Below are 13,612 nucleotides of genomic sequence, written 5' to 3'. Positions count from 1 at the left end.
GTGGATATACGTATGAAAAGATTTCCTATATTATTATTCATATTTAGTTTATGTATTCTAAGTGCTTGTAAGGATAATACACGTTCTCCGCTTGAGGTTCGATTGTACAATGCAGATAATGATGCAGTAGGAACAGCAACATTTAAAGAACAGGCTGATAAAGTAACGGTTCATGTAACAGCAGAGGGATTAACGCCCGGATTTCATGGTATCCATATACATGAATATCCAGCTTGTGAAGGGCCAGATTTTCAAACAGCTGGCAACCATTTCAATCCGAAAGGAAAGGATCATGGCTTAATGAATCCTAAAGGAGCACATTTAGGGGATATGCCTAATATTGAGGCAGACCCCAGTGGTGCGGTTGATGTTGAATTAGATATTCCTGAAGCAACCTTGATGGATGGTAATACATCATTATTACGTGAGAATGGGACGTCGATCATTATTCATGAGAAACAAGATGATGGGATTTCTCAGCCTGCGGGCGATGCTGGTAATCGAGTTGTTTGTGGAGTTATTTCCTTAGATGAATCGAATCAAGAAAATAAGCCTACTGATCCAACTGAGGTTGATAAAGAGGAAGAGAAAAAGGGTAAGTAAGCCTGCTAGAGGCTACTTACCCTTTTCTTTCTTCGATTGCTCTTCTAATTCGATCTGTACCTTCTTTTATGAGCTGAAAAGGTGCAGCTAGATTCATTCTCATAAAACCAGTACCCTCTTCACCGAATGTTACCCCATCATTTAAGCCTACTTTAGCCTTTTGTTCGAGAAATTTTTTCAATTCCTTTTGGGATAAATTTAGCTTCGTGAAATCTAACCAAATTAGGTAGGTTCCCTCTGGTTTGGTTACATCTACTTCCTCTAACCTACTCAACTCTTTCATTACATAGTCGATATTTCTATTTAATTCAAGCATTAGCTGATGTAGCCAGTCCTTACCTTCTGTATAAGCGGCTTCTAATGCTGTAATTCCCATTGTATTAATACCGTGGATCCCTTGTTTTTCAAAGGCTTGGCTGATTTTTTTGCGTATTTCTTGATCGGGAATGATCGCATAGGAAGCTTGAAGACCAGCCAGATTAAAGGTTTTCGTTGGTGACATACACGTAATGGTTTGATGTAACATTTCTTCATCCAATGAAGCGATAGGGATATGCTTATTTGGTTCATGAATAATATCTGCGTGAATCTCATCAGATAAAATGAACACATGATATTTTTTACACAATGCAAGAATCTGTTCAAGCTCAGACCTGTTCCACACTCTACCAACGGGATTGTGAGGATTACATAAGATGAATACTTTCACCCCTTCTTTCAGCTTTGCTTCAAAATCTTCAAAGTCAATTTGATAGCTATTGTCTTTATAAATTAATTCATTTTTAACAAGTGCTCTATTATGGTTTTGGACTATATTATAAAAAGGAGGATAGACAGGTGTTTGGATAAGGACTTTATCTTCTTCCTCTGTTAGAGCTTGAATAGCTATATTTAAGGTAGAGATAACGCCTGGACTATAGAGGATCCACCCATTATCTATCGCCCATTGGTGTTTATATTGCACCCAATCGGTGACAATTTTGTTGTAGGCTTTGTCTGTATATGTGTACCCGAAGATACCATGCTTGGCGCGATTTACTAAGGCTTCAGTTACAGCGGGAGGAACCTTAAAATCCATGTCCGCTACCCACATTGGAAGAATATCATCAGCACCATAAAGCGTCTTTACAAGGTCCCATTTTACCGCTCTCGTATTTTTTCTTTCGGTTATTTCACTAAAATATTGCTCCATTTTGATTCCCTCGACTTTCTTTTTGGCATCTTCTGCTATTACCTTATTTTCACAATGGTAACCATCAGTTGGAGAAGAATCTCCGACTGATGAAGTCTCCCTTTATTTAAGCATAATGAAGAAGAAATTGGAAGTTTAAAGAATTCAGGACTGGAGTAGATAGGCTTGGATATAATTCGGCTTTTCTTCAGGTATAAAATGTCCTGTTTCATCAAGAAGGATTAATTTAGCGTTTTTAAGAAATTTCAATAATTCGTAGCCTAATGTGTATGGTAGGATTAAATCTTGTTTCCCCCAAAAAATAGTACAGTCATGCATGATTTTTTGCAACTGCTCTTCATGAAGATCTTCTTGATGATCTTTTAACCATGTAACAATGGATGGATATATCTCTCTGTTTAGAAATGGTTGTTTATATTTCTGTAACATCTCATCAGTAATGAGTGTATCATCATATAGACAATGTCGTAAAATTTCTAAAACACCCTTATGTCGTAGCAATCCTCTTGCAATGAAAGGGGCATATGGATTCCAGCCCATTGTTTTTGCGAATAGAGGAGATTGTTGCATAAAGCAACATGGGGAAAGCAGTATCAGCTTAGAGAATCGCTCTGGATAAAAATAGCCACAACGCAAAGCAATTTGACCACCCATTGAATGTCCTAGTATTTCGGTTTTATCGATACCTAACTGATCTAGTAGGAATACAATGGCCTTTACAATATGGTCATATTCATATAAGCATTCTTTACTTTTAGAGCTATCACCAAATGGTGGAATATCAATTGTGAGCACATGATATTTTCGCTGTAGTGGAGATATTAATTGTCGGAAACAATATTTAGAGGCGAGAAAACCGTGTAGCAGGACAATATAGTGGTCACTATTAGCAAGTGAAGAAGGATGAAATTCATAGCATATAGCATGTCCTTTAAACCAAAAATAACGCCCCATAGAGTAAGACCCTTCCTTCAAGGTGTGATTGTTATAGGTTGTACTATAGAGCAAAATTTATCCCAATAGAGAAATCCAATAATAAAAAAAGCAAAGCGAATTAAAATTTCGCTTTGCTATCCAGGGGGAATACGAGAAAGTCTTACATTAATAGATTTACCCAAAAATTTACCCCTTAAACCTTAGAATGATAAAAAGATAAATTTTTGCCATTTTAAATCAATTTATGCTAATATTACTTATTGTCTATAAGAAAAACTTGTTTGTTTCGTTCGTAATCATTGCAGGTAGATTTCTTAATTCATTAGGAAAGGAGATGGAAAAAGTGTCTAATAAATTTCAAGAAGGCGATATTGTCGAAGGTACTGTGACAGGAGTTCAAGCATACGGAGCATTTGTATCACTAGACGAAGATGTTCAAGGACTAGTACACATTTCGGAATTAACTAATGGCTTCGTCAAGGATATCCATGATCATGTGAAGGAAGGCGACAAAGTCAATGTTAAGATACTAGAAGTAGACGAGGAAAATAATAAATACTCTCTATCTATTCGTGCAATAGAACCTAAAAAAGAGGAACGAGTTGTAGCAAAAAATATTCAACAAAAAGAGGGCGAGCATGGCTTTAACACGTTAAAGGACAAGCTTGAGGAGTGGATAAAGCAATCTGAATAACTCTTCTCTCACTCCATTTGAATAAAATGGTAGAAACAGTTTTACTCTGTCTCTGCCATTTTATTTTTTACTATCCATACTGTGATAAATATTGATAAGTTTTCGACAAAATAGGTAGCTCAGCTCTTGATTTAAATGAGAGGATTCGGTACATTAAAAAGGTGATAAAAATTAATGGAGGGTAAAAAATGACACATGTACGGTTTGACTATGAAAAAGCATTAGATTTTTTTGGTAAGCATGAATTAGATTATTTAAAAGAACCAGTTAAGCTAGCTCATGAAATGATACATAATAAAACTGGTGCGGGAAATGACTTTCTAGGTTGGGTGGACCTTCCAACTAATTATGATAAAGAAGAATTTTCACGCATTAAAAAAGCTGCAGATAAAATCAAATCAGATTCAGATGTTCTTCTAGTTGTAGGTATTGGTGGCTCTTATTTAGGTGCTCGTGCTGCGATCGAAATGCTAAATCATTCCTTCTATAATGAACTTTCTAAAGAGCAACGCAATAGTCCGCAAGTATTCTTTGTTGGTAATAGTATCAGTGCCCCTTATATTAACGACCTTTTTGATGTCTTAAAGGACAAGGATGTATCTGTTAATGTTATTTCTAAGAGTGGTACAACAACAGAACCTGCCATTGCTTTCCGTATTTTCCGTAAGTTTTTAGAAGAAAAGTATGGGGTCGAAGAAGCAAAAGGCCGTATTTATGCAACGACAGATAAAGCAAAGGGTGCATTGAAAACATTAGCAAATGAGGAAGGGTATGAAAGCTTTGTTATTCCAGATGATGTCGGTGGACGTTACTCTGTCCTAACAGCTGTTGGTTTACTTCCTATTGCAGTTAGCGGTGTGGATATTGACCAAATGATGCAAGGGGCACAAAAGGCTCAAGGGGAACTAAGTGAAGCAGACCTAGACAAAAACCCTGCTTATCAATATGCTGCAGTTCGTAATGTACTCTACAATAAAGGGAAAACAATTGAAATGCTAATCAATTATGAACCTTCCCTTCAATATTTTGCTGAATGGTGGAAGCAATTGTTTGGAGAAAGTGAAGGTAAAGACTTCAAAGGTATATATCCTTCTTCTGCTAATTTCTCCACAGATTTGCACTCTTTAGGACAATATGTACAAGAGGGACGAAGAGACATTTTTGAAACAGTGCTTCATGTAGAGGAACCAAAATCTAATATTACGATTGAAGAAGAAGCGCAAGATCTTGATGGTCTTAACTACCTAGCAGGAAAGACATTAGATTTTGTTAATGAGAAAGCATACCAAGGTACACTCCTTGCACATACAGATGGACAAGTACCGAATTTACTCGTTCACTTACCGAAATTAGACGCTTATACATTCGGATACGTTGTCTACTTCTTTGAAAAAGCTTGTGCAATAAGTGGATATTTATTAGGCGTTAATCCATTTGATCAGCCTGGGGTGGAAGCATATAAGAAAAACATGTTTGCCCTACTAGGTAAGCCAGGATTTGAAGAAGAAAAAGCGAAGCTAGAAAAACGCTTATAAGAGCATTAGGTAAGGCAAGGTTAAATTTAACCTTGCCTTACTTTATTGCTTTTAAAAAAATAAATTGGTCTGCTTTATCAGTAATAAATGAGAATGGTGGATGTAAAATGATTTCATCCTCTCTAACTATACCAATTAACGATTTTCCATCCTCTAAAAACTGTCTTGTACAATGATAAAAGCTCTGATTTATCATATTGTTATCAATTGGATTGATACAAAATTGCTGTTCTTCCAATGTTTTTGCTATAATGTCTGTAACCTGGATATCTTTCTGAAATAGGGCTTGATAAATTAAGGAACTCATAAAATCATTGGAACGAATAATAGCATTAGTGCCAGCTCTTAGGGCATTCTTTTGCTGTATTTCCGTTAGGATTTCGGAAATAATATGAACAGATGGATTGTTACCACGTGCAGCGATGATGTTTAAGATTGTCTGACGATCTGCTTCATCCTCTGATAGTGAAGGGTCTGCAGTAATCACTATATAATGAGCCTTTTCAATATTTGCTTTTGATAATATTTCATCAGAGGTGGGCTGTCCGTGTATAAAGTGAATCATATTATTTCGATAGGAAAGCTTGTTTAAAGAATGATCAATTAAAACAATATCTGTCTTCATTTGTTTATCTTTCATCATCCTAATTAATTGCTTGGTCCTTTCGTTCCACCCAATTAAAATAATATGACCACTTCCTTTGAAGGAGATTTTCCCTTCTGTTAAGCTTTTCTCATGCTTAATTGTACCTGCTGAGAGTGTTGCCATATAAAAAGTAACGAGACCGCCACCTGCCAAAATCAATATGATACCAATGATTTTTCCTATATTGCTTAATGGAACATAGTCACCATAACCTACAGTAGAGCCTGTCACAAAAGCCCACCAAATCCCGTCAAAAGTCGTCGGGAAATGTATGGGTTCTAATATATGTATGATAAATCCAAAGCTTGTCATAATGAGACAAACTGAGAGAAGTAGACGAACAATTATTGGAAGATGAAAATAAAATTGGATCCATTTATTCCAAAGCATGTAAAACCACCCTTCCGTATTTTTTCGTTTAGTTTGAGCTAAAATAGTAACATTATGCTAAAAACAGGAGTGATTGACATTGAAAAAGGATAGCTTAGAATTTTTAATAAGTTTATTACATACACCATCTCCATCTAGTTTAGAAATGGAGATACAGAAAAAATGGATCGATTACGTCAAACCATTTGCCGATGAAATAAGAACAGATCATGCTGGGAACGCTATTGCGATTGTAAATCAGGATGCTGATTTTCATCTTATGCTTGCTGGACATTGTGACGAGATTGCTTTTGTCGTGAATCGGATCGATGACCATGGATATGTTTTTGTTGAAAAAATGGGTGGAATTAACCCAAAAGCAGCTATAGGAATGAAGGTAGAAATTATCGGGGAATCAGGAATTTTACCTGGTGTTATCGGGGTAAATGCGCAACATCATGGGGGGATGAAGGATGATTTTAATGTAGAGGATTTATTTATTGATTGTGGTGCACAGTCAAGGGAAGAGGTAACTCGAACGATACAAATTGGTGATTTGGTCGTATATCGTAGAAAATCGGAATTACTGATGGATCGGTATATATCTGGGCGTGGCTTAGATAATCGCACAGGCGCTTTTATCGTGGCAGAGGTAGTTAAACAATTGAAAGAGAAAAAAGTCAATATAGGTCTTTATGCCGTAAGTACGGTTAATGAGGAAACGAATATGGGAGGAGCGTATTTTGCTGCAGCTGGTTTACATCCTGATTGTGCTATTGCATGTGACGTAACTTTTGCAACAGATTACCCAAGTGTTGACAAAAGAAAGCATGGAGATGTAAAGCTAGAAGGGGGCCCTGTACTAGCAAAAGGTGCACCGATTAATCGAAAAATGAATCAATGGCTGGAAGAAGCGGCTAAAAGGCTATCCATCAATCTCCAATATGAGCTTACTCCGAGAGCAACTGGTACAGATGCTGATAAAATGAGGTTTACTGGAAAAGGGGTACCAATTAGTTTAGTTTCCTTACCATTAAGGTATATGCACTCACCTGTGGAAACTGCTAGTCTTAAGGATATAGAAGAAGAAATTGCTTTACTAGTAGAACTGATTACATCTTTGAATGGCACAGAAAGCTTAAACCCATTGGAATAAAAGAAAAAAACCGTATGACATCATCTTGTCACACGGTTCTTCTCTGTTTTATGGATGATGAAGCTGGATAACGGCAAGTGTACAGCGTGAAATCGCAATAAGGTCTTCTTTTTCATCGACTATTTTGATTTCCCATACCATTGTTTTTTTTCCCACATGAATAGGCGAGGCTTTTGCCTGTATCCATCCTTCTTTTTTTGCTTTCAAATGGTTACAGTTTATTTCTAAGCCTGCAATAGATTGTTCATTAGGATGAATATGCTGTAATCCACCGATACTTGCTGCCGTTTCCGCAAGTGCCACAGTTGCTCCCCCATGAAGGAATCCCATTGGCTGCTTAACTGTATTAGTGATTGGCATTTCCATTATCACTAATTCCTTAGAAACTGTTACTGTCTTTATACTTAGTGCATCCATTAAATTTTCAGCCATTTCTATCCACTTCTTTCTAGGCTATAATGATAAAGGAATAAAGATATGGAGCAATAATGATATTCCAATAAGTGCACCATAAATGGTATTCGTTTTTGCAACAGCAGCCATTGCCGGAATCATTCCAACATTTGTTGTATTCTCTTTAAAGGTTTTAATGGCATGGCTTGCTTTTTTAATGCTTAGAAAACTGATCACACTATAAATAGGTAAAAGTCCCATTAAGATATAAATTCCAGTTAGTAAATAACTAATAATGATTAACCATTTTAATAAAGAAATGGCCCGATTACGCCCGACTAATATGGCAATTGTTTTTCTTCCATTTTCTTTATCCCCGTCTAAGTCACGAATGTTATTGGCAAGTAAAATACAACCAATCAAGATAGCGATAGGAATAGAAATGATAATGACTTCCCATGTTAACGTTAATGTTTGGATATAATAACTGATGCCGATAATGACTGTTCCCATCAGTAAGCCAGAAAATAATTCTCCAAATGGTGTATAGGCGATGGGAATTGGTCCTCCTGTATATAGATAACCTATCAGCATACAAAGTGTGCCAATTACAGCAATCCACCAGCTGGACTCGATGCAAATGTATACACCTAAAGCAACGGAAATGGCAAAAAATAAATAGGCTAGCCTTTTCACGACTATTGGCTTAATACCATCTCGAACAATAGTGCCACCAATTCCTACAGACTCTTCATTATCTAGTCCACGGACATAATCGTAATATTCATTGAACATGTTAGTGGCTGCTTGGATAAGGATGGCAGCGACTAGCATAACGATAAATAATAATAGTTGGAATTTTTCATCCAATACGGCAAGCATTGTTCCGACAAAGACTGGAATGAAGGATGCGGTTAAAGTATGTGGTCTTAATAATCGCCACCATACATGAAACCCAGGTTTTTCGTTTAAATGATTCGCTTCTCGCGATGGTTTATTCATTCCCATTTTAAAGTATCTCCTTGATTTTAAAATAAAGGCTAGAAATATAGCCTAAAAGTATATAATACAACATTATAAGTTTATTGAATACTTCAATATGTGTCAATATTCTTCGTGAAATGCGATTATCACCCTTATTGATTTATTTTTTGATATACTATTAAGGTGAGGCATCTATACGTTAGGTTCTTTAAAATTATTTGATTTTGTACTATAATGGATAGCGTTTATGAAAAATGCCCTATTATATTGGAGGGTTTTCTAATGATTGAAACAAAGGAATTAAATATAGATGGTGTATTACAAACAGCAAGAAAACAGGCAAATAAAAAGCAAACACCAGCCTTTGTTAGTATAACGGAACAGATAGAAGAGTTGGATCCACTTGCTTTTTTTAATACAGGTAAGTATCTTGGCTTAACCCGAACGTTTTGGACTAATACCGATCGTTCTATATATTTTGTTGGAGTGGGCAATGCCTATACCATGCAAGCAATTAATCAGCCATATACGACAATAAAGCAGCAGTGGCAGGAACTGATTAATGATGCTATTATCGATAATCCATATCCTAACAGTAGTGCAGGGCCAATTGTGCTAGGCGGTTTTCCTTTTGATCAAGCTAATGAAAAGGATCTATCACTTTGGAAGGGGTTTGAAGGTAGTCAATTCCGCCTACCACGCTTTATGCTTACAAAAGATAAGGAAAAGTATTATTTCACCATTAATGTCTTCGTAGAACCAAATAGTAATACAAGCCAATTGGAGCAACAATTACAGATTGAAAGTCAGCAATTGCTCAATGGGAAAGAAATGATAACTTATACGAATGCCATTCACCTGCAGCATGAGGTAGATCCAGAACAGTGGAAAGATTTAGTTCAGAAGGTGACGAATGATATTTCAGAAGGAAAAGTGGATAAAATTGTACTAGCTAGAGAGCTACAAATAGAGCTAAAGGATAATTGTGATTTAACCGAAGTTTTAAGGAATCTGTTAATCATGCAACCAAATAGTTATGTGTTTGCGTGGGAAAAGAATAATGCATGTTTCATTGGTGCAACACCTGAAAGACTAGTTCAAGTGAATAAAAAACAACTATTTTCTACTTGTCTTGCTGGCACGGCACCAAGGGGCAAGGACAAAAAAGATGATGATGTTATTGGCCAAGCATTGCTCCAAGATGAGAAGAATCAAAAAGAACATCAATTTGTGGTAGATATGATTCGAGGAGCTGTTACTTCCTGTGCTCGAAAAGTTCATATTCCTGACAAACCAATTTTGTATCCATTAAAAAATTTACAACATTTATATACACCAGTACAGGCAGAGTTAAAGAGAGGGCATACCATCTTAGATGTTGTTGCTAAATTACACCCAACCCCGGCATTGAGTGGTTATCCGAGCGAAACCTCCTTATCCTTTATACGTGAATTTGAAACACTAGAACGAGGGTGGTATGGAGCTCCAATTGGGTGGATGGATGATCAATTTAATGGGGAATTTGCTGTGGCTATACGTTCAGCACTAGTGCGAGAAAACAAGGTATCTCTATTTGCTGGATGTGGTGTAGTGGAGGATTCCGATCCAGAGCAAGAATATAAGGAAACAAGTATCAAATTCACCCCAATGCTGCAGGCATTAGGAGGACACTATGAGTTATCGTGAATCATTGACGAAATATATTGCGAATTTTGTCAATCAATTATATGTAAGTGGTGTAAGAAATGTGGTTATTTCACCTGGGTCAAGATCTACTCCGTTGTCTTTAACCTTTGCTGAATATGATCGCTTCCAATTATGGGTAGATATTGATGAAAGGTCTGCCGCTTTTTTTGCATTAGGTATGGCAAAAGAAACGAGAGAACCAGTGGTCCTTGTTTGTACGTCTGGTACAGCAGCAGCCAATTATTATCCAGCCATTATTGAGGCACATTATAGCAGAATACCGTTAATTGTTTTAACAGCTGATCGACCACATGAATTGCGGGATGTCGGAGCACCGCAAACGATTAATCAATTAAAAATCTTTGGAGATTATCCTAAATGGTTTCACGAAATGGCGTTGCCTAGTGCAACAGTAGAAATGCTTCGCTATGCAAGGAATCAAGCAAAACGTGCTATCCAAACCGCGTTACGTCCCAATTGTGGTGTTGTTCATCTCAATTTTCCACTACGCGAGCCACTTGTTCCTGACTTTACGTTACAGGATATATGGGGGGAAGAAGAGAAGAGTCTTACCCTTCGAGCGGTTAGTCAGTTATCGCAACCGAATGTAGAGCTACTAATAGATAAATTAAAAAATAAAAAACGGGGCATCCTAGTCTGTGGTCCTCAGGATCGAACAGAGCTAGGATCAGCTATCGTTGACCTAGCAGAAGCATGGGGGATTCCTATTTTTGCTGATCCATTATCTCTATTACGTAATGGTAAACATTCGAATAAATGGATTGTGGAAGGCTATGATGCGATCCTGAAATCAAAGGCTGTTCGCGATTTGCTAGAGCTTGACTTTATTATTCGATTTGGTGCTATGCCAGTTTCTAAGGCTTATTTACAGCTATTACAAGAAAAGCAAGGTATTGAACACATTGTCGTCGAAGAAGGAGAAGGATATCGAGAGCCTGTTGGTGTGCCTACTCATTTTCTTAATCATTGTGATGGGGTTCATTTATGTCGTGATTTGGCAAGCTATCCAATCAAAATCGATGAGAAATGGTCAGCTAATTGGAGGAAATGGAATACGTACACGAAAGAAGTGTTGATGGAGAAACAAGATCGATTAACAGAAGGACTTGCGGTAATAGGTATTCAACAAACTATTCCCGATCATACGGTTCTCTTTGCTAGTAATAGTATGCCGATTCGAGATGTAGACACCTTTTGGTTCTCTAACCAACAGCTAGTGAAAGTTTTAGCTAATCGTGGTGCAAATGGGATTGATGGTATTATCTCGACGGCTTTAGGCATTAGTGCCACTGATAAGCATACCACCCTTTTGATTGGAGATGTTTCTTTTCTGCATAGTTTAAATGGTTTATTGTTGGCTAAAAATTATCGATTAAACCTAACTATTGTATTAATTAATAATAATGGTGGGGGTATTTTTTCCTTTTTACCTCAGGCTAAGGATAAGAGTAAGCATTATGAATTGCTGTTTGGTACACCTCAAGATATTGATATACAAAAACTTGCAGCGGCTTATGATGCAAGCTACGAAAAACCAGAAAACTGGACCAATTATGTTAGGACTTTGGAAAACTCGTACCAAAGAGGTGGGCTAACTATTGTCGAAGTGGAAACCGATCGTACAGAAAATGTTAGCTGGCATCAGCAAAAATGGGATCTGATAAAACAGTACTTGCTACATGAATTAGAGGGCTCTGACGATGTTCTTTGAGGTAAATAGTAATCACTACTGGGTGGAAAAGGTTGGAGAAGGACCGCCACTTGTTATGCTTCATGGTTTTACTGGGACTACCCATACTTGGGGTGAATTAACAAAAAAATTGGCTAACAAATTTCAAATCATAAAAATAGACTTGCCAGGTCATGGGAAATCAACTACTCCCAATATTCATTCTATGGAGGATTGTTGCTATGATTTGGCACAAATCTTTAATCAATTGCAATTGTCTACTGTTCATCTGTTAGGTTATTCTATGGGAGGAAGGACTGCTCTATCATTTGCTTTCCTTTATCCCAAACGAGTTCGCACACTTGTATTAGAGAGCGCGACACCAGGTATTGCAGATTCACAGGAAAAGAAAGCTCGTGTTCAAAAGGATGAAAAGCAAGCTAAGTTTATTTTAACAAACTCTTTGAAAGCATTTATTGATACGTGGGAAGAAATTCCACTATTTATTTCCCAAAAGTCTCTTCCTCTATCTATGAAAGAGCGGATACGAAAGGAACGATTAAGTCAAACCAGTCATGGACTAGCCCAATCGTTACAAACAATGGGAACAGGAGTGATGCCTTCTTGGTGGGAACAATTAGGTGAGCTAACCTGTCCTGTAGCCATTATAGTTGGTGAAAAAGATCAAAAGTTTGTTCAGATTGGCATAGAAATGGAGAAAAGGATACCAAATAGTTATTTATATGTTGTGCCAAACAGTGGACATGCAATTCATGTGGAACAATCAGAGATTTTTGGTACAATAGTAGATGAGTTCTATTTCAAGAAGGAGGACATCTTATGACAGTCGAATGGACTAGTGAACGCACATATGATGATATTTTATATGAAACTTACAATGGTATTGCCAAAATAACCATTAACAGGCCAGAGGTACGTAACGCTTTCCGTCCTCACACAGTAAATGAATTGATCGATGCTTTTACATATGCTCGTGATGATGCAAGCATTGGTGTCATTGTTCTTGCAGGTGCTGGTGACAAAGCATTCTGTTCCGGTGGAGATCAGAAGGTGCGCGGACACGGAGGATACGTTGGGGATGATGAAATTCCTCGCCTTAATGTCTTGGACCTACAACGACTTATTCGTGTCATTCCTAAACCGGTTGTTGCAATGGTTTCAGGTTTTGCTATCGGAGGCGGGCATGTATTACATGTTGTTTGTGACTTAACCATTGCTGCAGACAATGCGATTTTTGGTCAAACAGGCCCTAAAGTCGGTAGTTTTGACGCTGGTTATGGTGCGGGGTTGCTTGCTCGTATAGTGGGACACAAGAAAGCGCGTGAAATTTGGTATTTATGCCGTCAGTATAACGCACAAGAGGCACTAGATATGGGACTTGTAAATACGGTCGTCCCATTAGAAAAATTAGAAGAAGAAACCATTCAATGGTGTGAAGAAATGCTGGAGAAATCTCCAACTGCCTTACGTTTCCTAAAAGCTTCATTTAATGCAGATACAGATGGACTTGCAGGACTTCAACAAATGGGCGGGGATGCAACTTTACTTTATTACACAACAGATGAGGCGAAAGAAGGACGCGATGCGTTTAAAGAAAAACGTAAGCCAGACTTCAAAAAGTTCCCACGTTTTCCTTAATAACATGATTCCGTCTTCTTAGATGGTAAACCGAAAGACGAAACCTAGTTTCATAAGTATGAAACTAGG

The 13,612-nt window shown here is 37.4% G+C and carries 13 protein-coding genes; 8 read left to right on the top strand and 5 right to left on the bottom strand.

Annotated elements, in window-relative coordinates; all coding sequences use genetic code 11:
- The first annotated feature begins 12 nt into the window (after nt 1–12).
- Nucleotides 13–603, top strand: a complete 591-nt coding sequence (locus tag DLJ74_RS11895) for a superoxide dismutase family protein (protein WP_054787502.1) — start codon at nt 13–15, stop codon at nt 601–603.
- A gap of 16 nt (nt 604–619) precedes the next feature.
- Here the strand turns inward: DLJ74_RS11895 and DLJ74_RS11890 are convergent, their stop codons facing one another.
- Both DLJ74_RS11890 and DLJ74_RS11885 read right to left on the bottom strand, forming a co-directional pair.
- Complete coding sequence (locus DLJ74_RS11890; protein ID WP_109984642.1) at nt 620–1,795, bottom strand: MalY/PatB family protein; 1,176 nt, start codon at nt 1,793–1,795, stop codon at nt 620–622.
- Between the two features lie 144 nt (nt 1,796–1,939).
- Entirely contained in the window at nt 1,940–2,749 is an 810-nt protein-coding gene (locus DLJ74_RS11885; protein WP_109984641.1) for an alpha/beta hydrolase, read from the bottom strand.
- Nucleotides 2,750–3,065: 316 nt separating this feature from the next.
- Between DLJ74_RS11885 and yugI the strand changes: the two genes are divergently transcribed.
- Together yugI and DLJ74_RS11875 are read left to right on the top strand one after the other, a co-directional pair.
- Entirely contained in the window at nt 3,066–3,425 is a 360-nt protein-coding gene (gene yugI / locus DLJ74_RS11880; protein WP_054859704.1) for a S1 domain-containing post-transcriptional regulator GSP13, read from the top strand.
- 188 nt (nt 3,426–3,613) lie between these two features.
- Nucleotides 3,614–4,960 (top strand): glucose-6-phosphate isomerase, encoded by a 1,347-nt coding sequence (locus tag DLJ74_RS11875; RefSeq protein ID WP_109984639.1) that lies wholly within the window; start codon nt 3,614–3,616, stop codon nt 4,958–4,960.
- A gap of 37 nt (nt 4,961–4,997) precedes the next feature.
- On the opposite strand, the gene DLJ74_RS11870 is transcribed toward DLJ74_RS11875, so the two are convergent.
- On the bottom strand, nt 4,998–5,996 hold the full coding sequence (locus tag DLJ74_RS11870) for a potassium channel family protein (protein ID WP_109984638.1): 999 nt from the start codon (nt 5,994–5,996) through the stop codon (nt 4,998–5,000).
- Between the two features lie 79 nt (nt 5,997–6,075).
- On the opposite strand from DLJ74_RS11870, the gene DLJ74_RS11865 reads away from it, so the two are divergent.
- Nucleotides 6,076–7,131, top strand: coding sequence for a M20/M25/M40 family metallo-hydrolase (locus DLJ74_RS11865; protein ID WP_109984637.1), 1,056 nt, complete (start codon nt 6,076–6,078; stop codon nt 7,129–7,131).
- 48 nt (nt 7,132–7,179) lie between these two features.
- On the opposite strand, the gene DLJ74_RS11860 is transcribed toward DLJ74_RS11865, so the two are convergent.
- Entirely contained in the window at nt 7,180–7,563 is a 384-nt protein-coding gene (locus DLJ74_RS11860) for a hotdog fold thioesterase (protein WP_109984636.1), read from the bottom strand.
- 21 nt (nt 7,564–7,584) lie between these two features.
- Nucleotides 7,585–8,526 carry a 1,4-dihydroxy-2-naphthoate polyprenyltransferase gene (locus tag DLJ74_RS11855; RefSeq protein ID WP_054859703.1) on the bottom strand — a complete coding sequence of 314 codons (942 nt, stop codon included), beginning with the start codon at nt 8,524–8,526 and terminating at the stop codon, nt 7,585–7,587.
- Between the two features lie 264 nt (nt 8,527–8,790).
- On the opposite strand from DLJ74_RS11855, the gene DLJ74_RS11850 reads away from it, so the two are divergent.
- From DLJ74_RS11850 to menB, 4 genes are read left to right on the top strand one after another with little or no spacing between them, the layout of a single operon-like run.
- Complete coding sequence (locus DLJ74_RS11850; protein ID WP_109984634.1) at nt 8,791–10,194, top strand: isochorismate synthase; 1,404 nt, start codon at nt 8,791–8,793, stop codon at nt 10,192–10,194.
- Nucleotides 10,181–11,926 (top strand): 2-succinyl-5-enolpyruvyl-6-hydroxy-3-cyclohexene-1-carboxylic-acid synthase, encoded by a 1,746-nt coding sequence (menD, locus tag DLJ74_RS11845; RefSeq protein WP_109984633.1) that lies wholly within the window; start codon nt 10,181–10,183, stop codon nt 11,924–11,926. The genes DLJ74_RS11850 and menD overlap by 14 nt, the downstream gene beginning before the upstream one ends.
- Complete coding sequence (menH, locus tag DLJ74_RS11840) at nt 11,916–12,728, top strand: 2-succinyl-6-hydroxy-2,4-cyclohexadiene-1-carboxylate synthase (protein ID WP_109984632.1); 813 nt, start codon at nt 11,916–11,918, stop codon at nt 12,726–12,728. Before menD ends, menH begins: the two co-directional genes overlap by 11 nt.
- Nucleotides 12,725–13,543 carry a 1,4-dihydroxy-2-naphthoyl-CoA synthase gene (menB, locus tag DLJ74_RS11835; protein WP_054787497.1) on the top strand — a complete coding sequence of 273 codons (819 nt, stop codon included), beginning with the start codon at nt 12,725–12,727 and terminating at the stop codon, nt 13,541–13,543. The genes menH and menB overlap by 4 nt, the downstream gene beginning before the upstream one ends.
- Nucleotides 13,544–13,612: the final 69 nt, after the last annotated feature.

This window comes from Gracilibacillus dipsosauri (assembly GCF_003176895.1).
Lineage (GTDB): Bacteria > Bacillota > Bacilli > Bacillales > Amphibacillaceae > Gracilibacillus > Gracilibacillus dipsosauri.
The sequence above is the reverse complement of the archived record's forward strand: the minus strand, read 5'-3'. Positions and strand labels throughout refer to the sequence as shown.